This is a genomic window from Rhizobium sp. 01N424 (genome assembly GCF_056399485.1).
In genome coordinates this window covers 39,539-59,425 of sequence record NZ_JBFTRK010000005.1, presented here as the reverse complement: position 1 = coordinate 59,425, position 19,887 = coordinate 39,539, and the positions used below count along the sequence as shown (strand labels likewise).

Below are 19,887 nucleotides of genomic sequence, written 5' to 3'. Positions count from 1 at the left end.
CCTACCCTCTCCCCAGGGGGAGAGGGGATCTTGGCGCAAGCGGCTACCGCGGTTGTCCCTTCTCCCCTTGGGGAGAAGGTGCCCGAAGGGCGGATGAGGGGGCTGCAGATACTGACCTCTTCCTCTTGTATCTTGAAAGACTCTCCTGCGCGCAGAGACTTGCGCGCGCTGGATCCCTGTGACAAGCACAGGGATGAGGGAGGCGAGGTTGGCGGCTCGCCAGAGCGACCATTCAATCGTCCCCACAAAGCACTCAAAGACGAGCCCGGCGCGGCATCAGGACGGCAGTATGACTATCAACCTTGAAGGCAAGATCGCACTCGTAACAGGCGCTTCGCGCGGCATCGGCTACTTCACCGCGCTCGAACTCGCCAAGGCCGGCGCGCATGTGATTGCCTGCGCCCGCACCGTCGGCGGCCTCGAGGATCTCGACGACGCGATCAAGGCCGCGGGCGGCAGTGCCACGCTGGTGCCGTTCGACCTTGCCGACATGGACGCCATCGACCGTCTCGGCGGCTCGATCTTCGAACGCTGGGGCAAGCTCGACATTCTCGTCGCCAATGCCGGCGTGCTCGGCGTCATCTCGCCGATCGGCCATGTCGAGGCGAAGACCTTCGAGAAGGTCATGAACATCAACGTCAACGCGACCTGGCGGCTGATCCGTTCCGTCGATCCGCTGCTGACGCGCGCCGAAGCCGGCCGCGCCGTCATCCTGTCCTCGGCCGCTGCCCACAAGTGTCGCCCGTTCTGGGGCCCCTACTCCGCCTCCAAGGCCGCCGTCGAGGCGCTGGCGCGCACCTGGGCCGGTGAAAGCCAGTCGACGCCGCTGCGCATCACCAGCGTCGATCCGGGCGCCACCCGCACCGCCATGCGCGCCCAGGCCGTTCCCGGCGAAGACCCGGCAAGCCTGCCGCATCCGTCAGAAGTCGCCAAGGCCATCCTGCCGCTCACCGGCCCCGATGTCACCGAAACCGGCAAGCTCTTCATCGTCCGCGAAAACAAGCTGGTCGATTACCACCTGCCGTCGTGAGCCTTGATGGCCCCTATAATTGTGCTACATATGTAGCACTTCTAGGAGCCATCAGATGTCCATGACCACCAAGATCCGGCGCCAGGGTGGCGCGGCAATCGTTACATTGCCCCCTGCCGTTCTGAAGATGATGCAGGTCGAGGTCGGCGACCAGCTGTCGCTCGATGTCGCCAATGGCGAGCTGATCGGACGTCCCTCCCGCACATCTCCCAAACGTTTCTCCCTCAGCGAACTGCTCCAAGGCGCCGGCGAAATTCGCGCACTGAATGCCGAACTATCAGATGCGCAGGATGGCGATCCGGTGGGCCGCGAAATCTGATGATGGTTCGCACCAACGTTCCGAAACGCGGCGACGTCTATTGGATCGATCCAAACCCTGTCGCTGGCCGCGAGATGAAGAACCGCCACAGGTTCGTCGTCATCACGCCGCGCGAGATCAACGCGCTCGGCGTCAGCATGACTGTCCCCATAACCAGCGGCGGCGCCTTTACCCGCGATGTCGGTCTGGCGGTGGCCATCTCCGGTCATGACACGACCGGCGTTGCCGTCTGCAACCAGGTGCGCAGCTTCGATATCGCCACACGCATTCAGCAGAAAACGGCGCAATATATCGAGACACTTGATGAGGCGACGATGAGCGAGATCGTCGCGCGCGTTGTCAGCGCCATCGACCCGGCGCCTGAAGGCTGAGGTTTCAGCTCGACGGCTTGGAAAAATACGGCGCCAATCCGCTCTCCAGGCATAGCGCGTTGAGATCGACCGCGCCCTTGATGCCCGCCACCCTCCCATCGTCGGCGAACTGCCAGAGCGACGAGCGGCTACAATCCGGCCGGTGCGCGATGCTGCGGATCCAGAGGTCGTGGGGCGGGAAGCGGGTTTCGTTGCGGGCGAAATATTGCTCGAAGAAACTCTCGTTCATGTAGAACAATGGCCGGCCGGGATAGCGGCTGCCGAGGCGCGTGTAGAAGGCTGAGAGTTCCGCGCTGAGTTCCTCCAACGTCGGCACCTTGCCGCAATTGCCGGTGAATTCGAGATCGAGCGCCAGCGGCAGGGCATCAGCATCGGCGGGGATGGTGGCGAGCACGTTATCCGCCTGCTCTGCGCCCGGGCGGCAGAAGGTGAAAAAGTGATAGGCGCCGCGGATGATGCCTGCGTCCTTGGCCGCCTGCCAATTGTCTGCGAATTTCCGGTCGCGATGATCGCCGCCTTCGGTCGCCTTCATGATGACGAAGCGGACGTTGGGCTGGCCCTTGAGGCGTGCCCAGTCGATGTCGCCCTGATGGTGACTGATATCGATGCCCTGGATCGGATAGTCGGCAAGTGATGGCGGCGAGAATGGCGTCATGGCCCGATCGTATGCCAGATAGGCGCTGGCGGCGACAGCCGTCAGGATGATGGCGGTGATGAGCAGGCGGAACATGCGGCGCACGGGAATCTCTGCTTGGTTGGATGTGGTGATAGCATGGAATTGAGGCAGCGTTGACGCCCGGCCCTTCGCTTGCGCTTCGGGCGTTCGGCCCTGCGATCGATTCACGGGATCGATCGCCGCGGCTTTGCCGCACCGGGCCTCCCCCCCACTTGACCAATCACCGTTCCCGCGCCATAAAACGCGCCATGAAAACGGTTATCTGCATTAACTGCCGGAAGATTATTCGCTAGCGCGCTCGCTGGCCTGGCCGTTTTCGTCTCCCAAATACGCAAAGAGATAAACGCCCCGGCCCGCCGGTGGTGGCATTTTTTTCGGAACATTGCATTGGGAGAACAAGACATGGCCGGTCAGGCTGAACTTCGACTGTACAACACGCTGACGCGCGAAAAGACGGGTTTCGAGCCGATCGATCGCGACAATGTCCGCATGTATGTCTGCGGCCCGACCGTCTATGATTTCGCCCATATCGGCAATGCCCGCCCGGTCATCGTCTTCGACGTGCTGTTCCGGCTGCTTCGGCATGTCTATGGCGCCGACAAGGTCGTCTATGCGCGCAACATCACCGACGTCGACGACAAGATCAACGCGCGGGCGCTGCGCGACTATCCCGGCCTGCCCCTGAACGCGGCGATCCGCCGGGTCACCGAAAAGACCGAGACGCAGTTTCTCGACGACGCCAGGGCGCTCGGCTGCCTGGAACCCACGCATCAGCCGCGGGCGACCGAGAATATCGGCGGGATGATCGAGATCATCGAAAAGCTGCTGGCCAATGGCCACGCCTATCAGGCCGAGGGCGAAGTGCTGTTCGACACCCGCTCGATGCGCGATTACGGCCTGCTGTCGAAGCGCAATCTCGACGAACAGCAGGCGGGTGCGCGCATCGCCGTCGATGCCCACAAGAAGAACCCCGGCGACTTCGTGCTCTGGAAGCTCTCGTCGCATAACGAACCCGGCTGGGAGAGCCCCTGGGGCCGCGGCCGTCCGGGCTGGCATATCGAGTGCTCGGCGATGAGCCAGCGCTATGTCGGCGAGGTCTTCGACATTCACGGCGGCGGGTTGGACCTGATCTTCCCGCACCATGAAAACGAGATCGCCCAGTCGCGCTGCGCCCACGGCACCGAGGTGATGGCGAATGTCTGGATGCATAACGGCTTCCTGCAGGTCGAAGGCCGCAAGATGTCGAAATCCGAAGGCAATTTCGTCACCATCTACGAGCTGCTGCACACCGAAAAATTCGGCGGCCGGACATGGCCGGGCGAAGTGCTGCGCCTGGCGATGCTGATGACGCATTACCGCGAGCCGATCGATTTCTCGATCAAGCGGCTGGAGGAAGCGGAGCGGCTGCTGGCGAAGTGGCCGGCGGCAGATGCTGATGATGCCGAGCCGGATGCGGCGGTGCTTGCGGCGCTTGCGGATGACCTGAACACGGTTGCCGCAGTGCAGGCGCTGCATGCACTGGCACAGGGCGGCGATCCCTCGGTGTTTGCGGCCAGTGCGGCGTTGCTCGGTGTATTGCCCGAGAAGACCGAGGTGGACGAGGCCGTCGCCCTCGATATCGACCGGCGCGTCGCGGCGCGGCTTGAGCTGTTGAAGGCGAAAAACTTCGCCGAGGCGGACAAGCTGCGTGACGAACTGCTGGCCGAGGGCGTGCAGCTGAAAGACGGCAAGGATGCGGCGAGTGGCGAGCGAGTCACGACCTGGGAGTTGAAGCGGTAAGATGTTTGGCGTTGCGGGCGTATCTACCCCCCTCTGCCCTGCCGGGCATCTCCCCCACAAGGGGGGAGATCGGCTAGACGCGACTGCATCGCTCCGCCATCAGCGCCTCATCGCCTTTAACGACAGATACTATCTTGGATTGAGAACGAGGCGTCGCTACTATCGGATCTCCCCCCTTGTGGGGGAGATGCCCGGCAGGGCAGAGGGGGGTATCCCACCCACAACCGCCGCCAAGGAGCATGCAATGCCACATGCCTCCGTCCCGCCGCAGCGGCGCGCCAATGCCAGGCGCATGCGCAAGGCAATGACCGATGCCGAGCTCAAGCTCTGGAACGAACTTCGCGCGCACCGGCTGATGGGGCTGAGCTTTCGCAGGCAACAGCCGATTGCCGGTTACATCGTTGACTTTGCCTGCCCCGAGCATCGCGTTATCGTCGAAATCGACGGTTCTCAGCACGCAAATCCTGAAGATGTCGCCTATGACGCTGCCAGAACCCGCCGCCTGGAAGCCCACGGCTGGACCGTCCTCCGCTTCTGGAACGACGACATCCTGCGCGACATCGACAATGTCTGCTTGCACATCGTCACCATCACCGGAAAGGATCAGGCATGACCAAGACCTACACCGGCGGATGCCAGTGCGGTGCCGTTCGCTTCCGGGTGAAGGGCGAGCTGACGCATTCGTCGATCTGTCATTGCCGCATGTGCCAGAAGGCGTCGGGCGGCTATTACGCGCCGCTGGTCTCTGCCAGCGGCGCGGATCTCGTCTGGACGCGGGGCGAGCGCAAGCGCTTCAAGTCTTCCAACTTCGCCTGGCGCGGCTTCTGTGGCGATTGCGGCACGCCGCTGACCTATGAGGCGCAGGACGGCTTGGCGATCGCGGCTGGCGCCTTCGACGATCCGGCGGCGCTGCCGCCGAGCATCCAGTACGGCATCGAAGCCAAGCTTCCCTTTACCGACCGGCTGCATGACCTGCCCGGCATCCGTACCGAGGACGACCTCGAGGCGGCCGAGTTCATCAGCGACATCGTTTCCTACCAGCATCCCGACCACGACACCGATCATTGGCCCCCTGGAGCATCAAGATGAGTGAACCCATTCGAACAGGCGGCTGCCAGTGCGGCGCGATCCGTTTCCGCATCTCCGGCAAGCTCGGCCGCCCGTCGATCTGCCATTGCCGGATGTGCCAGAAGCAGTTCGGCGGCTTCTTCTCGGCGCTGGTGACGGCGCCCGAGGACGGCATCGAATGGACGCGCGGCGAGATCAGCTATTTCCAGTCGTCGATTAATATCGAGCGCGGCTTCTGCAGCGATTGCGGCACGCCGATGACCTACCGGCATCCGGGCGGCCTGGAGCTGGCGATCGGCAGTTTCGACGAACGGGACGACCTGCAGCCGCAGGTCCAGGTGAACCACGACGCCCGGCTTCCCTGGATCGAGAAAATTTTCGATGCGCCGGTTCACACGGATCCGGATTTCTACGCGCGCCAGGAAGCGATCATCTCCTTCCAGCATCCCGATCACGATACCGAAAACTGGCCGGCGAAAGGCTTCAAGGCATGACCGAAGTGTTGCGGACGCTCTATCCTGAAATCGAGGCCTATGCGTCGGGCCACCTCGATGTCGGTGACGGCCACAGGGTCTACTGGGAGCGCTCTGGCACGCCGGGCGCCAAGCCGGCGGTGTTCCTGCATGGCGGCCCGGGCGGCGGCTTCTCGCCGGTTCATCGCCGCCTCTTCGATCCCAAGCTCTACGACGTGATGCTGTTCGACCAGCGCGGCTGCGGCAAGTCCACCCCGCATGCGAGCCTTGACGCCAATACCACCTGGGACCTCGTCGCCGATATCGAACGGCTGCGCGAGATGGCAGGCGTCGACAAATGGCAGGTCTTCGGCGGCTCCTGGGGCTCGACGCTGGCGCTCGCCTATGCCGAAAAGCACCCTGAACGCGTTTCGGAACTGATCGTGCGCGGCATCTACACGCTGACCAAGGCCGAGCTCGACTGGTACTATCAGTTCGGCGTCTCCGAGATGTTCCCCGACAAGTGGGAGCGCTTCGTAGCACCGATTCCGCCGGACGAGCGCCACGAGATGATGCAGGCCTATCACCGCCGCCTGACCGGTCCCGACCGGGCGGTGGCGCTCGAGGCGGCGCATGCCTGGAGCATCTGGGAAGGCGAGACGATCACACTCTTGCCGGAGAAATCGACCAGCGGCAAATTCGAGGAAGCCGAGTTCGCCTATGCCTTCGCCCGCATCGAGAACCATTTCTTCGTCAATGCCGGCTGGATGGACGAAGGGCAGTTGCTGCGCGACGCGCACAAGCTGAAGGACATCCCCGGCGTCATCGTCCATGGCCGCTACGACATGCCCTGCCCGGCCAAATATGCCTGGCAGCTGCACAAGGCCTGGCCGAAGGCGGAGTTTCATCTGGTCGAGGGCGCGGGCCATGCGTTTTCGGAGCCGGGGATTCTGGATCAGCTGATCCGGGCGACGGACAGGTTTGCGGGGAAATGGCGTGATGAGCGTGCGTAGGCATCACACACAATGGGCAGCGCAATTTGCTGTTGCCAGCGAGCTTTGTAAGCTTGGCTGCGATGTCGGTTTCACAATGGGGCACAATACACCACTAGCTGACTTATTCGTGCTTTCTCCGAGTCGGAAAACTACGTTCTTGGTGGATGTTAAAGGGCAAAAGACCGCAAATTTCTGGCAGATCAAAAAGAAAGAGCTGATAGACAACCTCTTCTATGTGCTGGCTTATGTTCCGACGGTTGGCAGGAATAGATTTTTTATATTTAGCCAGTCACAGCTCAATGAGCGTTTAGATCAGTATGAGAAAAGCGGCGTTAGATTCGATCCTCGTTTTTCGGGCTTCAATTGGACTACGGCTTATGCACAGGAGGACAAGTGGAATGAGTTGCCTCTTGGGGATGGTTTGGAGTTAGGGACAAAATAATGAGAGAACGCATCTACCTCTTCGACACGACGCTCCGGGACGGACAGCAGACCCCCGGCATCGACTTTTCGGTCGAGGACAAGATTGCGATCGCGGCGATGCTCGATGAATTCGGTCTGGACTATGTCGAGGGCGGCTATCCCGGCGCCAATCCGACCGACACGGCGTTTTTCAGCGAGAAGCGCACCAAGGACGCCCGGTTCGTCGCCTTCGGCATGACCAAGCGCGCGGGGATCTCGACCTCCAACGATCCGGGACTGGCGACACTGCTGCAGGCCGAGAGCGACGCTATCTGTTTCGTCGCCAAGAGCTGGGACTACCATGTGAAGGTGGCGCTCGGCTGTACCAACGAGGAAAATCTGGAATCGATCGCCGAAAGCGTCAAGGCGGCGGTTGCAGCCGGCAAGGAGGCGATGGTCGATTGCGAGCATTTCTTCGATGGCTACAAGGCCAATCCGGAATATGCCATCGCCTGCGCCAAGACTGCCTACGAGGCCGGTGCGCGCTGGGTGGTGCTCTGCGACACCAATGGCGGCACGCAGCCGCCGGAAATCCGGGCAATCGTCGAGGCGCTGATTTCGGCTGGCGTTCCCGGCGGCTGTCTCGGGATCCATGCGCATAACGATACCGGCCAGGCGGTTGCCAATTCGCTGGCCGCCGTCGAGGCCGGCGTGCGGCAGATCCAGGGCACGCTGAACGGCATCGGCGAGCGCTGTGGCAACGCCAATCTGGTGACGCTGATCCCGACGCTGGCGCTGAAGGACACCTATGCGACCCGTTTCGAAACGGCGATCGATGCGGAGCGGCTGCTCAATCTCACACGCCTGTCGCATGCCTTCGACGAGTTGCTGAACCGCTCGCCCGATCACCAGATGCCCTATGTCGGCGCCTCGGCTTTCGCGACCAAGGCCGGCATCCACGCCTCGGCGCTGCTCAAGGATCCCCGCACCTACGAGCATGTGCAGCCAGAAAGCGTCGGCAATTTCCGCAAGATCATGGTCTCCGACCAGGGCGGCAAGGCGAATTTCATCAATGCCCTGAAGCGCCGCGGCATCGAGGTCGGCAAGGACGATCCGAAGCTCGACCTACTGATCTCCATCGTCAAGGAGCGCGAAGCGTCGGGTTACGCCTATGAGGGCGCCGATGCCAGCTTCGAGCTGCTGGCCCGCCGCACGCTCGGCACCATCCCGGAATTCTTCGGCATCGAAGGCTTCCGCGTCATGGTCGAACGGCGCTTCGACAGCCTCGGCCGTATCAAGGTTGTCTCGGAAGCCGTGGTGAAGATCACCATCGACGGCCAGACGCTGATGTCGGTCGCCGAAGCCGAAGGCCCGGTCAACGCGCTCGACCTCGCGCTGCGAAAGGATTTCGGCAAGTACCAGCATGAGATCGACGACCTCGTGCTCGCCGACTTCAAGGTGCGTATCCTCAACGGCGGCACCGAGGCGATCACCCGCGTGCTGATCGAATCCATTGATTCCAGCGGTGTGCGCTGGTGGACGGTCGGGGTATCCGAAAACATCATCGACGCCTCGTTCCAGGCGCTGATGGATTCGGTCATCTACAAGTTGATGAAGAACCGGCAGCTGGCGGGGAAGATCGCGGCGGAGTGAGAGTTTTGGTTTCTGGCAAATCAAAACTCCTTCACATCCATTCACGGAAATGAATTGGCCTATTCATAGCGGTTAGGTTAGAGCGGGTTCCATAACGATAAATTATGGAAACGCCCCCATGTCCGTCGATGCGACCGCGCCGATCATTAAGAACGAAGACAGCCCGCGCGGCTTTGCCTTTGCGCTGACTGCCTATCTGCTGTGGGGGCTGCTGCCGATCTACATGAAGGCGCTGGCGCATATTTCACCGGCCGAAGTCATTGCCCATCGCGTCCTCTGGTCGGTTCCGATCGCAGGCCTCGTGCTTCTTGTGCTTGGCCGCACGCAGGAAATCCGTGATGCGCTGCGCTCGCCGCGATTGATCGCGATGGCGACGCTGACCGCCGCTCTCATCACCGTCAACTGGGGCACCTATGTCTGGGCGATCGGCGCCGGGCACTCGCTGGATGCGGCGATGGGCTATTTCATCAATCCGCTGATCAGCATCTTCATGGGCTCGGTTCTGTTGAAGGAAAAGCTGCGGCCGCTGCAGATCGCGGCGATCGGCCTTGCTGCCATTGCCGTCGTCGTACTCGCCTTCGATGGCGGTGGCCTGCCGTGGATCGCGCTGACGCTCGCCTTCAGCTGGGCCTTCTACGCCTTCTTCCGCAAGACGCTGCCGCTCGGCCCGAACCAGGGTTTTCTGCTCGAGGTGCTGATCCTCAGCGTTCCCGCAATCCTCTACATCCTCTACCTGGAGCTCGTGACCGGCGAAGGCCATTTCATCGAGACCGGATGGAGCGATACCGCCCTGCTCCTCGGCTGCGGCCTTATCACTGCCGCACCGCTGATGATTTATGCCAACGGCGCCAAGCTGCTGAAGCTCTCCACCATTGGCATCATGCAGTATATCGCCCCGACGATGATCTTCCTGATCGCCATCTTCGCCTTTCACGAGCCGCTCGGCACGGCGCGCATGATCGCCTTCCCGCTGATCTGGGCGGGCTTGGTGCTCTATACAGTGTCGATGCTGAATGCGACGCGCGGGCGCTGAAGCGCCCGCTCACCATCACATTTTCGAAAGAACTTCGTCTTCGCCGCCGCGATCGGCGGCAATTTCGGCGGCCTGCGCCATGATCGCCGGAACGATGTCGGCGATATTGTCGATGACCAGCGGCTGGACGCGATGGGCGGTGTGGATGAAGCCCTCGTCCGTCATGTGCTTCAGGAGCTCCATCATCGGATCCCAGAAGCCGTTGATGTTGGCGAAAACCATCGGTTTTTCGTGACGGGCGAGCTGCGCCCAGGTCATGATCTCGACGATCTCCTCCAGCGTGCCGATGCCGCCCGGAAGCGCCACGAACGCGTCGGAGCGCTCGAACATCATGTGTTTGCGCGCATGCATGTCCGGCGTTACAATCAACTCGTTGAGCTGGCCGAGAGAATGGCGCGTCGCTTCCATGTCGATCAGGAATTCCGGGATGATCCCCGTCACCTGACCGCCCGCCGAAAGCACGCCGCTGGCAACCGCCCCCATGATGCCTTTGGTGCCGCCGCCGTAGATGAGCCTTAACCCATATTCGGCAATTTCCTTGCCGAGCGTGCGTCCGGCAGTCATGTATGCAGCGTCGCGTCCCGGCCTGGAGCCGCAATAGACGCAGATGGATTTTATCGAGTGTGATTGATCGGTCATTGGGCCAAACAACTATTCCGGGGCTGAGCAGTCAAGAAAAATGAGGCAAAACCTACGTCTTAAGCGTAGGTGACGGGCTTGGATGCTTGTGAAAAGCACAGGGAATCGCTAGCAATTTTTGATTACTACGGCACATTTGCCGCCTGGGGAGAATGAATGATGAGAAACCGCGCCGGCTTGCTGGCCCTCGCAGTGCTTGCAATTGCAATCCTTTTGATGGTCTTCGTGGTGATGCCCCGGATCGGCGGAGACGCGTCAAAAGTTGGTGATGCGATCAATCAGGCTGGCTCCGAAGTCAAGAATACGGTCGAAGAAGCCAGCAAGACGGCCCGTAACGCCGTTGCCGACGCTGCTGAAACCACCGGAAAGGTCGGCCGCCTGACGGCTGACGCCGGACAGTCTCTCACGGAACTTAAGGCGCTGTTTGCCGACGGCAAGACCCCGGCTGCCGATGCGCTCACAGCCGCCAAGACCAAGGCGACCGGCGCGCTGCAGGCGATTGCCGATTTCGCCGCGCCTGACGGTATCGACCCGGCAACCTCTGCCATCATCACCAAGGCCAAGGACGGCGCTGCGAAGGCACTGGCGACGATCCAGGCGCTGCCTGAAAATGCTGCAGACGCGCTCGCCGCCCTCCTCAAGGCCGAAGCCGAACTGACAGGCGCTCCGGCCGCCCAGCCTGCCGCAACGCAGCCCGCGGCCGACGCTACCGCCCAGCAGCCGGCAGCCGACGCGAATGCTCCGGCCGCCGCCGATCAGGCCAATGCCGGTCCGAAGGTCCCCGCCTTCGACGTTCTGCGCGTCGAGCCCGACGGCTCCACCGTCATTGCCGGCTCGGCAGAGCCGAACGGCAAGCTCGAAGTCGTCGATGGCGACAAGGTGGTCACCACCACCGATGTCGGCCCTTCCGGCGACTTCGCAGCCGTTCTCGACAATCCGCTCGGCCCCGGCGATCACCAGCTGGTGCTGAAGGTCACCGGCAAGGACGGCAAGGTTCAGACCTCGGAAGAAGTCGCGACCGTTTCCGTGCCGAAGGACGGCAGCGGTGCCGAGCTGCTGGCCATGGTTTCCAAGCCGGGTGAAGCAAGCCGCATCATCACCGCTCCGAAGGCCGAGCAGCAGACCGCTGCGGCAACGCCTGCCGCGAACGGTTCAACACCCGCCCTACCGGCAGCTTCCACCGATATCGCCAATACGGCACCGGCCGTTCCGGCAACACCGGCTGAAGTCATGGTCAATGCGGTCGAGATCGAAGGCAACAAGATCTTCGTCGCAGGTACGGCCAAGGCAAATGCCAACGTGCTCGCCTATGCCGACGACAAGCTGATCGGCAAGGCGAAGGCCGGTGGCGACGGCCACTTCGTCATCGACGGCGCGATGGATCTCGCGGTCGGCGATCACAAAATCCGCGTCGATGTCGTCGATGGTTCGGGCAAGGTTCTCGTACGCGCCGCCGTCAACTTCAACCGTCCGGAAGGTGACCAGGTGACCGTCGCGGCGCAGACCACGGCGCCTGCCACGGGTGCCGCCACGACGGCTCCGTCGATGGTGCCACTCGAAGAGGGCGAACTGACCAAGCTGCGCATGGATGCCGGCAAGGCGTTCGCGCTGCTGAAAGGCCTGTTTGCCGATGCCAAGGTGCCGGGAGCCGAACAGCTCGCCGCCGCCCGCTCTGCAACCGAATTCGCGCTGCGCTCGATCTCCGAGTTCCGTCCGTCGGTGGATGCAGGCGCACCGTTCAAGGAAACGGCAGCAAAGGCATCGCAGTCGGCGGTATCCGCCTTGTCGGCGCTCCAGGCCCTGCCCCGCGATGCGAAATCGGTCGGTGCAGCCCTCGAAAAGCTATCGGCGATGATCGATACGCTGACCACGGTTCCGGCCGCTCCCGCAGCACCGGCTCCGGCGACGGCCGCCGCACCTGCTCCCGCCACCAACGAAGTGGCGTCGGGCAACAGCAGCGAGCCGAAGACGATCGAACAGGCGCCGCTCACGACGAGCAACAACACCGTCATCATCCGCCGCGGCGATACGCTCTGGCAGATCTCGCGCCGCGTCTATGGCGCGGGCGTGCGCTACACAACGATCTACATGGCCAACGAGGACGAGATCAAGAATCCTGATCGCATCCTGCCCGGCCAGATCTTCGGCGTTCCCAAGGACGCGCTGCCGAATTCGGAAGAGTTGCACCGCAAGCTGAAGGCGGGCGCTCACCTCTAACCGGTTCGAAAGATCTGCGGCTATTGATGAAGGCCGGGCGAATATAGCGCCCGGCCTTTTCTCTTTGGCGGTTTGCCGTTGCATTCGCCGCTGTCAAATCCTATGTGGCGGGGGACGGCGAGACTGTCTGGCGGAGGCCCTCGAAAGGGCGGTTCCGCCTTTTGCAATTGCCGCTATCGAAACGATGCATTCGTGGTCAAAGCCCACCCCCGGGCTGGAGATGGGCATGGCAAACAAGACGGTTTCTGATTCCAATCTGCTGCGCACGCTGTTCAATCTCTGGCCCTATATGTGGCCGAACGAGCGGCCTGACCTGAAGATGCGCGTCGTCTGGGCGTCGGTCTACCTGCTGATCTCGAAATTCGTGCTGCTGCTTGTCCCCTATTTCTTCAAGTGGTCGACCGATGCGCTGAACGGCAAGACCGATCTCCACACCAGTCTTCCGCCGCTGCTGACCGGCGCCATCGCGCTGATCATCGCCTATAACCTGACGCGGCTGATCCAGCTGGCGCTCAACCAGCTGCGCGACGCGCTGTTTGCCAGCGTYGGCCAGTATGCGGTGCGAAAGCTCGCCTTCAAGACGTTCGTCCACATGCACGAGCTGTCGCTGCGCTTCCATCTGGAGCGCAAGACCGGCGGCCTGTCACGCATCATCGAGCGCGGCACCAAGGGCATCGAGACGATCGTCCGCTTCACCATCCTGAACTCGGTCCCGACGGTCATCGAGTTCCTGCTGACCGCTTTCATCTTCTGGTGGGGCTACGGCTTCTCCTATCTCGCCGTCACCGCCTTCACGGTCTGGGCCTATATCTGGTTCACGATCCGGGCGAGCGACTGGCGCATCTCGATCCGCCGGTCGATGAACGACAGCGATACCGACGCCAATACCAAGGCGATCGATTCCCTCCTCAACTTCGAAACCGTCAAATATTTCGGCAACGAGGAGATGGAGGCCAAGTGCTTCGACAAGTCGATGGAGAAATACGAGAAGGCGGCGACCGACGTATGGACTTCGCTCGGCTGGCTGAACTTCGGCCAGGGCGTGATCTTCGGCCTCGGCACCACGGTCATGCTGGTTCTCTCGGGCCTTGCCGTGCAGCGCGGCGAACAGACGGTCGGCGACTTCGTCTTCGTCAACTCGATGCTGCTGCAGCTTGCCGTGCCGCTCAACTTCATCGGCTTCGTCTATCGCGAAATCCGCCAGGGTCTTACCGATATCGAGCAGATGTTTGATCTTCTTGAGGTCAAGGCCGAGGTGACGGATGCGCCGGATGCCAAGCCGCTTTCGATCGCGCAGGGCGCCATCAGCTTCAAGGACGTGCATTTCGCCTACGATGCGGCACGGCCGATCCTGAAGGGCATTTCCTTCGATGTCCCGGCGGGCAAGACGGTGGCCGTCGTCGGGCCATCAGGGGCCGGCAAGTCGACGCTGTCTCGCCTGCTCTACCGCTTCTACGATATCCAGAGCGGCGCGATCACCATCGATGGCCAGGATATCCGCGGACTGACGCAGAAAAGCCTGCGCTCGGCGATCGGCATGGTTCCGCAGGATACCGTGCTCTTCAACGACACCGTGGCCTATAACATCCGCTATGGCCGCCCCGGCGCCAGCGACGCCGAGGTGAAGACTGCGGCCGAGATCGCACAGATCGCCCATTTCATCGATCTTCTACCGGAGGGTTTCGAGACCAAGGTCGGCGAACGCGGGCTGAAGCTCTCGGGTGGGGAAAAGCAGCGCGTAGCGATCGCCCGGACCGTTTTGAAGGCACCGCCGATCCTGATCCTCGACGAGGCGACATCGGCGCTCGACACCACCACCGAAGGCGAGATCCAGACGGCACTCGACGCCGTCTCGAAGAACCGCACGACGCTTGTCATCGCCCACCGTCTGTCGACCGTCATCGGCGCCGACGAGATCATCGTCTTGAAGAGCGGCGAGATCGCCGAGCGCGGAACGCATGCGGCGCTGCTCGCCAAGGACGGTCTCTATGCCTCGATGTGGAACCGCCAGCGCGAGGCGACACAGGCCGAGGAACATCTGAAGCAGGTGCGCGAAAGCGACGATCTGGGCGTTGTCACGCGCCTTGCTCCCGCCACCTAACCACGTGAGCAAAACGGCCGAACCGCCGTTTTGCTGTTTAGAACCCTTTCATGAAGGCCGCCGCAGCGGCCACGGCATTGCCCCGGCCGGAGTTTTTCTATAACCAGCGGTAACGAAAAAACCGAGGAGACCGGCGCATATGAGCCTGCTTGATACCGTTCGAAACACCATCGTTCCGGTCCATAAGGAAGGCTATCCCTTTGTCGCCGCCTTCTTCGTCGCATCGCTGCTGCTTGGCTGGCTGTTCAAGCCGCTGTTCTGGGTCGGCCTGATCCTGACGCTGTGGTGCGCCTACTTCTTCCGCGACCCCGAGCGCATGACGCCGCAGGACGACGATCTGGTCATCTCGCCTGCCGACGGCAAGGTCTCTTCGATCCAGATGGTAACGCCGCCGGCCGAGCTCAATCTCGGCAGCGAGCCGATGCTGCGCATCTCGGTGTTCATGAACGTCTTCAACTGCCATGTGAACCGTTCGCCGGTGCGCGGCCGCATCGTCAGCATCAATTACCGCTCCGGCAGCTTCGTGAATGCCGAACTCGACAAGGCCAGCGAGGACAACGAGCGCAACGGCCTAGTCATCGAAACCGCCCATGGCAATATCGGCGTCGTGCAGATCGCCGGTCTGGTCGCGCGGCGCATTATCTGCTGGGCGAACACCAACGAGCCGCTGGCCGCCGGCGAGCGCTTCGGCCTCATCCGCTTCGGTTCGCGCCTCGACGTCTTCCTGCCTGCCGGTTCGGCGCCGCGCGTCGCGCTCGGCCAGACGGCGATTGCCGGTGAGACGGTGCTTGCCGAATTCGCCTCCGCCAAGGGTCCTGTCATCAGCCGCCGCAGCTAAGACGATCAGGAGCGCCACATGGAGACGCCTTTTCCGCCTTTCGAACCCAACGGCCCGAACGATTCAGCGCGCGGGCCGAGGCTGCGTGAAATTCCGCTCCGGCTGGTCGTTCCCAATCTCATCACCATCCTGGCGATCTGCGCCGGCCTGACCGGCATCCGCCTCGCCTTTGAAGGGCGATACGAACTGGCCGTGATGATGGTGCTGCTCGCCGCCTTCCTCGACGGCATCGACGGACGTATCGCCCGGCTGATGAAGGCGACGTCGAAATTCGGCGCGCAGATGGATTCGCTGGCCGACATCGTCAATTTCGGTGTTGCCCCTGCCCTCGTCGTTTATGTCTATGCACTCGATCAGGCGCGCTCGATCGGCTGGATCGCGGCGCTGATCTATACGATCGCCGCCGGCCTGCGGCTTGCCCGTTTCAACGTCATGTCGGAGCGCGAAAACCGCGCGCCCTGGCAGTCGGAATATTTCGTCGGCGTGCCGGCCCCTGCCGGCGCCATGCTGGTGCTGCTGCCCGTCTACCTCGGCTTCCTGGGGATGGAGAGCGACCGGCTGTTCGCCTACATCTCCTCGGCCTACACCGTGCTGATCGCTTTCCTCTTGATCAGCCGCCTGCCGGTCTGGTCCGGCAAGCAGGAGGGCAGCAAGCTGCGTCGCGATCTGGTGCTGCCGCTGATGCTCGGCGTCGTTCTCTATGTCGCGTTGCTGATGAGCTTTACCTGGGAAATCATGGTCTTCACCGTGGTGATCTACCTGATCTCCCTGCCCTTCGGCGCCCACCGCTGGAAGAAGAAATACGGCACGCTGACGATCGAGGAACCCGGCGTCGGCGAAGACGACATGGGCCGTCACATCTGAGATTTGATTAGCACGCTACCCATGCGTGCTTTTCTGCATCAAGCCTCGCGCAAAGTTTTCGCCTTACACACTTCCTGATGATGGATGCCTCTCTTTTGTCGTTTTTCGCGACAAAAGAGCAAATCAGAACACATCCAGGGAACACGTAAGGAGAGTATCGTGACCTCGAAGAAAACTGGTGCAGCGGAACAGCCGGCCAAGCAGGATCTCAGCACCCACTACCGCCCGCTCGGCCTGAAGGCCGTATTGGCAGCAGCACTGATGCTGAAGAAGCCTGCCCTCATCAAGAAGCCTGCTTAAGCAGCGAAGAAGCGCCAGAGCAGGCTGATCGCCAGCAGGCTCATGACGACGCCGATGATGACGTCGAGAACCCGCCAGGCGGCGGGTTTTGCGAAGACCGGCTGCAGCAGCCGCGCTCCATATCCCAGACCAAAGAACCAGACGAAGGACGCGATTGCGGCGCCCGCGCCATACGCGATCCGGTCCTGCCCCTGATAGGCGGCCGACAGGCTGCCAAGCAGCACCACCGTATCCAGATAGACATGCGGATTGAGGAATGTGAAGGCGAGGCAGGTGGCGACCGCCGCCCTCAGCCCCAGCGCCTGCGGCGATCCCGCCTGCATGGCGCCCGGATGCAGCGCCCGGCGGAAGGCCATGAAGGCGTAGGAACCGAGGAAGACGGCGCCGCCGAGCGTGACCACCGAAATCAGCACCGGCGATTGCGACACCAGCGTACCCAGACCGCCGACACCGGCGGCGATCAGCAGCGCATCCGACAGCGCGCAGATCAGGCAGAGAATGAAGACATGCGAGCGCAACAGCCCCTGGCGAAGAATGAAGGCATTCTGCGCGCCGATGGCGATGATCAGAGATGCGCCGAGGAAGAAGCCCGAAAGGGCAGCCGAAATCGAGATCATATTATGGTCCGGAAATGAGAGAATTTGAGATCAGAAGAAGCTGAGCTGCCCGTCGCCGGGCTTGGCGGCAGCAGGCTTCGGGGGCTTTTCGAGGACGACAGGCGTCTGCAGGTCCTCACCCATGTTCGAAACCTTGTTGACCTTGTCGGAAACCGGGATCGCTTCGAAGAAGTCTTCCTCCACCGGCCTCATCAGATCGGCAACCTCGCGCGGCTCCTGCGTCTTGCAATCCAGCCAGCGGGAGAAGTCCTCAGGCTTGATGACGACAGGCATCCGGTCGTGGATCGGCGCGATGGCCGAGTTGGCTGCGGTCGTGAGAATCGCGCCGGTATCGACTTCCGATCCGTCGGCGGATGCCCAGGTTTCCATCAGCCCGGCAAAGGCGACGATGCCGCCATGCTTCGGCTTGATCCAGTAGGCCTGCGATTTCTCGCCGCTTTCCTTCGATGGACGATGCCATTCGTAAAAGCCCGACGCCGGAACCAGAACGCGGCGGTGACGCATGGCGGCGCGGAACGATGCCTTGCCGATCGCCGTCTCCGACCGTGCATTGATCAACAGTGGAAACTGCTTGGGATCCTTGACCCAGGAGGGCGTGAAGCCCCAGCGCACGAGGACGGCGCGGCGATCCGGCTGGTTGCTGCCCTTCTCCGGCGTCTCGCCTGAGACGACGACGAGGATCGGCTGCGTCGGGGCGATATTGTAGCGCGCCGGAAAGTCCTCCAGCTCGACCACTCCCAGCAGGTCCTGCAGCTCTTCCGGCGTCAATGTCAGGGCATAGCGTCCGCACATGAGATTGTCTTTGCACCCCGTCAGGCGACGGTCAAGGGTCGGTTGCGTCAGCTGCGCGGCGCAAAGAGGATGATCGCCGTGCCCGCCAGGCAGACCGCCGCGCCGCCGATATCCCAGCGATCGGGCACCCGGTTTTCGGCCAGCCAGAGCCAGAGGATCGACGCGGCGATATAGATGCCGCCATAGGCCGCGAAGGTGCGCCCGGCCGCCTCGCTGGGCACGAGTGTCAGCAGCCAGGCAAACAGCGCCAGCGACACCATGCCGGGCGCCAGCCACCAGACGGACTTGCCCATTTTCAGCCAGGCCCAGAAGGCAAAGCAGCCGGCGATCTCGAAGAGGGCAGCAAAGGCATAGATCAGGTAGGTCAGCGGTCTTTCCTTCGAATCGAACGTCCGGTACTCAGGCTGATAGCCACGTTCGGCGATCGGAACATGGTGCGCAACCTTGAAAGCAGCTGACATGACAGAGACGGCATCGACGGCCAAGGCGGCATCCTCTGCCATTTTGGAGCGGGACGGCAGGTTTCTGCTGGTGCTGCGCCGCAATCCCCCCTCTGCCGACATGTACGCCTTCCCCGGCGGCCGGGCGGAACCCGGAGAGACCCCGGATCAGACGGCGCTTCGCGAATTCCGTGAGGAAACCGGCATTGCAGCCCGGAATCCGAAGCTGTTTTCCGAGTATGACCTGAAGACCCACGCGGCCGACGGCAGCATCAGCAGCCATTTCTATCTTTCGGTCTTCACGGTGGAGGCAGATGCCGACGCGGTCGCGGAAGCTGCAGACGATGCCGCGGCGATCGGCTGGTACAGTCTCGACGAGATCCGGCGCCTGCCGGTTCCGCAATCGGTGCTCGAATGCGTGGAACGGCTGGCGCTTCGACAATAACCGCGTGGAAACTTGGCGCTGCGCCTTGTTCCCGACATCGCTTGCGTATCAACTATCAGCATGATTCCCGTACGACGCGTTTTCTTGTCTCTGTTGTTATGCGCCGGTGCGGCGATATCCGCACCTGTGTGGGCTCAGGGCAAGAAGGCACCGCCTGCGGTTCCCGAGGCGCCGCCGCCCCCACCGGCTGCTGTGCCCTATGACGACAAGCTGCTGCGCTTTGCCGAAGTGATCGGTTCGGTGCATTATCTGCGAACGCTGTGCAAGGCCCCGGGCGGGGACGAATGGCGCGATGAGATGCAGCAACTGCTTGATTCTGAAGCGAAAGACGAGCCTCAGCGCAAGGAAAGACTGACCGCGGCCTTCAACCGTGGATACCGTGCCTTCGCCTCCGTCTATACCGATTGCACGGCATCCGCGATCGTGGCAGAAGAGCGCTACCGTAACGAAGGTGCAACACTGGCCACAGAAATTACTTCGCGTTTTGGAAATTGACGTTTAATTAACCTGTTTTCACTCCCGCGCGTGTCGTTTTGGGAAAAGGCTGATAGAGTTGTTAACCAGGCAGTAAGGCATGCAGTTCGAGGAAAAGAAAATGGAACCAAGCCTCAACGACATCGACGACATGATCGTCCACGAAAAGATGCAGGCGGCTTTGGAGTACCACAACGAGGCTTGGGCTGACGGCATGGCCGACGGTATCGAGCCCGAAATCATTGCCGACACCGCCATCATCCATGCCCTGCGCGAGACGATTCGCCTCCACGGCGAGAACAACGCGGAAGCCTTGCTCGATTCGCTGCGCGAACGGATGCTTGCTGGTGAGTTTTCTCCCAACCGCAGACTGCAGTAGAAT

At 62.1% G+C, this 19,887-nt stretch carries 23 protein-coding genes and 1 pseudogene; 19 read left to right on the top strand and 5 right to left on the bottom strand.

What is annotated here, in order from left to right:
- Positions 1–289 precede the first annotated feature (289 nt).
- Genes AC1DNK_RS15055 through mazF form a run of 3 tightly spaced genes read left to right on the top strand, consistent with a single transcriptional unit; the run spans position 290 to position 1,720 of the window.
- Entirely contained in the window at positions 290–1,030 is a 741-nt protein-coding gene (locus tag AC1DNK_RS15055; RefSeq protein WP_112517085.1) for an SDR family NAD(P)-dependent oxidoreductase, read from the top strand.
- 55 nt (positions 1,031–1,085) lie between these two features.
- Positions 1,086–1,349 (top strand): type II toxin-antitoxin system antitoxin MazE, encoded by a 264-nt coding sequence (gene mazE, locus AC1DNK_RS15050; protein ID WP_477941895.1) that lies wholly within the window; start codon positions 1,086–1,088, stop codon positions 1,347–1,349.
- On the top strand, positions 1,349–1,720 hold the full coding sequence (mazF, locus tag AC1DNK_RS15045) for a type II toxin-antitoxin system toxin MazF (protein ID WP_477941893.1): 372 nt from the start codon (positions 1,349–1,351) through the stop codon (positions 1,718–1,720). Before mazE ends, mazF begins: the two co-directional genes overlap by 1 nt.
- Positions 1,721–1,724: 4 nt before the next feature.
- On the opposite strand, the gene AC1DNK_RS15040 is transcribed toward mazF, so the two are convergent.
- Positions 1,725–2,459 carry a GH25 family lysozyme gene (locus AC1DNK_RS15040; protein WP_477941892.1) on the bottom strand — a complete coding sequence of 245 codons (735 nt, stop codon included), beginning with the start codon at positions 2,457–2,459 and terminating at the stop codon, positions 1,725–1,727.
- A 339-nt stretch (positions 2,460–2,798) separates the two neighbouring features.
- Between AC1DNK_RS15040 and cysS the strand changes: the two genes are divergently transcribed.
- From cysS to rarD, 8 genes are all read left to right on the top strand, one after another.
- A complete protein-coding gene (gene cysS, locus AC1DNK_RS15035; protein WP_477941890.1) occupies positions 2,799–4,175 on the top strand; it encodes a cysteine--tRNA ligase in 1,377 nt (458 codons plus the stop codon).
- 244 nt (positions 4,176–4,419) lie between these two features.
- Positions 4,420–4,788: an endonuclease domain-containing protein gene (locus AC1DNK_RS15030; RefSeq protein WP_477941889.1), complete on the top strand. Its 369-nt coding sequence runs from the start codon at positions 4,420–4,422 to the stop codon at positions 4,786–4,788.
- Positions 4,785–5,264, top strand: coding sequence for a GFA family protein (locus tag AC1DNK_RS15025; RefSeq protein WP_477941888.1), 480 nt, complete (start codon positions 4,785–4,787; stop codon positions 5,262–5,264). Before AC1DNK_RS15030 ends, AC1DNK_RS15025 begins: the two co-directional genes overlap by 4 nt.
- Positions 5,261–5,737, top strand: coding sequence for a GFA family protein (locus AC1DNK_RS15020; protein WP_477941887.1), 477 nt, complete (start codon positions 5,261–5,263; stop codon positions 5,735–5,737). The genes AC1DNK_RS15025 and AC1DNK_RS15020 overlap by 4 nt, the downstream gene beginning before the upstream one ends.
- A complete protein-coding gene (gene pip, locus AC1DNK_RS15015; RefSeq protein WP_477941886.1) occupies positions 5,734–6,708 on the top strand; it encodes a prolyl aminopeptidase in 975 nt (324 codons plus the stop codon). Before AC1DNK_RS15020 ends, pip begins: the two co-directional genes overlap by 4 nt.
- A complete protein-coding gene (locus AC1DNK_RS15010) occupies positions 6,695–7,132 on the top strand; it encodes a hypothetical protein (RefSeq protein ID WP_477941885.1) in 438 nt (145 codons plus the stop codon). Before pip ends, AC1DNK_RS15010 begins: the two co-directional genes overlap by 14 nt.
- Complete coding sequence (gene cimA / locus AC1DNK_RS15005) at positions 7,132–8,745, top strand: citramalate synthase (protein ID WP_477941884.1); 1,614 nt, start codon at positions 7,132–7,134, stop codon at positions 8,743–8,745. Before AC1DNK_RS15010 ends, cimA begins: the two co-directional genes overlap by 1 nt.
- A gap of 118 nt (positions 8,746–8,863) precedes the next feature.
- Entirely contained in the window at positions 8,864–9,778 is a 915-nt protein-coding gene (rarD, locus tag AC1DNK_RS15000; RefSeq protein ID WP_112390838.1) for an EamA family transporter RarD, read from the top strand.
- A gap of 15 nt (positions 9,779–9,793) precedes the next feature.
- On the opposite strand, the gene AC1DNK_RS14995 is transcribed toward rarD, so the two are convergent.
- Entirely contained in the window at positions 9,794–10,417 is a 624-nt protein-coding gene (locus AC1DNK_RS14995; protein WP_112390837.1) for an LOG family protein, read from the bottom strand.
- Between the two features lie 156 nt (positions 10,418–10,573).
- Between AC1DNK_RS14995 and AC1DNK_RS14990 the strand changes: the two genes are divergently transcribed.
- From AC1DNK_RS14990 to AC1DNK_RS14970, 5 genes and pseudogenes are all read left to right on the top strand, one after another.
- Positions 10,574–12,634: a LysM peptidoglycan-binding domain-containing protein gene (locus AC1DNK_RS14990; RefSeq protein WP_477941883.1), complete on the top strand. Its 2,061-nt coding sequence runs from the start codon at positions 10,574–10,576 to the stop codon at positions 12,632–12,634.
- A 226-nt stretch (positions 12,635–12,860) separates the two neighbouring features.
- Positions 12,861–14,735, top strand: a complete 1,875-nt coding sequence (locus AC1DNK_RS14985; protein ID WP_477941881.1) for an ABCB family ABC transporter ATP-binding protein/permease — start codon at positions 12,861–12,863, stop codon at positions 14,733–14,735.
- A 136-nt stretch (positions 14,736–14,871) separates the two neighbouring features.
- A pseudogene (locus AC1DNK_RS14980) lies at positions 14,872–15,573 on the top strand (phosphatidylserine decarboxylase); the annotation flags it as partial.
- A gap of 18 nt (positions 15,574–15,591) precedes the next feature.
- On the top strand, positions 15,592–16,437 hold the full coding sequence (gene pssA, locus AC1DNK_RS14975; protein ID WP_112517094.1) for a CDP-diacylglycerol--serine O-phosphatidyltransferase: 846 nt from the start codon (positions 15,592–15,594) through the stop codon (positions 16,435–16,437).
- 159 nt (positions 16,438–16,596) lie between these two features.
- Positions 16,597–16,737 carry a hypothetical protein gene (locus AC1DNK_RS14970; RefSeq protein ID WP_310298710.1) on the top strand — a complete coding sequence of 47 codons (141 nt, stop codon included), beginning with the start codon at positions 16,597–16,599 and terminating at the stop codon, positions 16,735–16,737.
- Here AC1DNK_RS14970 and AC1DNK_RS14965 read toward each other — a convergent pair.
- From AC1DNK_RS14965 to AC1DNK_RS14955, 3 genes are read right to left on the bottom strand one after another with little or no spacing between them, the layout of a single operon-like run.
- Positions 16,734–17,354 (bottom strand): LysE/ArgO family amino acid transporter, encoded by a 621-nt coding sequence (locus AC1DNK_RS14965; protein WP_477941879.1) that lies wholly within the window; start codon positions 17,352–17,354, stop codon positions 16,734–16,736. The genes AC1DNK_RS14970 and AC1DNK_RS14965 overlap by 4 nt on opposite strands.
- 30 nt (positions 17,355–17,384) lie before the next feature.
- Positions 17,385–18,146 (bottom strand): SOS response-associated peptidase, encoded by a 762-nt coding sequence (locus tag AC1DNK_RS14960; RefSeq protein ID WP_477941877.1) that lies wholly within the window; start codon positions 18,144–18,146, stop codon positions 17,385–17,387.
- Positions 18,147–18,193: 47 nt separating this feature from the next.
- Positions 18,194–18,514 (bottom strand): YnfA family protein, encoded by a 321-nt coding sequence (locus tag AC1DNK_RS14955; RefSeq protein WP_477942185.1) that lies wholly within the window; start codon positions 18,512–18,514, stop codon positions 18,194–18,196.
- 91 nt (positions 18,515–18,605) lie between these two features.
- Between AC1DNK_RS14955 and AC1DNK_RS14950 the strand changes: the two genes are divergently transcribed.
- The 3 genes from AC1DNK_RS14950 (at position 18,606) to AC1DNK_RS14940 (ending at position 19,884) form a co-directional block, all read left to right on the top strand.
- Entirely contained in the window at positions 18,606–19,031 is a 426-nt protein-coding gene (locus AC1DNK_RS14950) for an NUDIX hydrolase (protein WP_477941876.1), read from the top strand.
- A 36-nt stretch (positions 19,032–19,067) separates the two neighbouring features.
- Complete coding sequence (locus AC1DNK_RS14945) at positions 19,068–19,526, top strand: TIGR02301 family protein (RefSeq protein WP_477942184.1); 459 nt, start codon at positions 19,068–19,070, stop codon at positions 19,524–19,526.
- A 100-nt stretch (positions 19,527–19,626) separates the two neighbouring features.
- Complete coding sequence (locus AC1DNK_RS14940; RefSeq protein ID WP_112390884.1) at positions 19,627–19,884, top strand: hypothetical protein; 258 nt, start codon at positions 19,627–19,629, stop codon at positions 19,882–19,884.
- Positions 19,885–19,887: the final 3 nt, after the last annotated feature.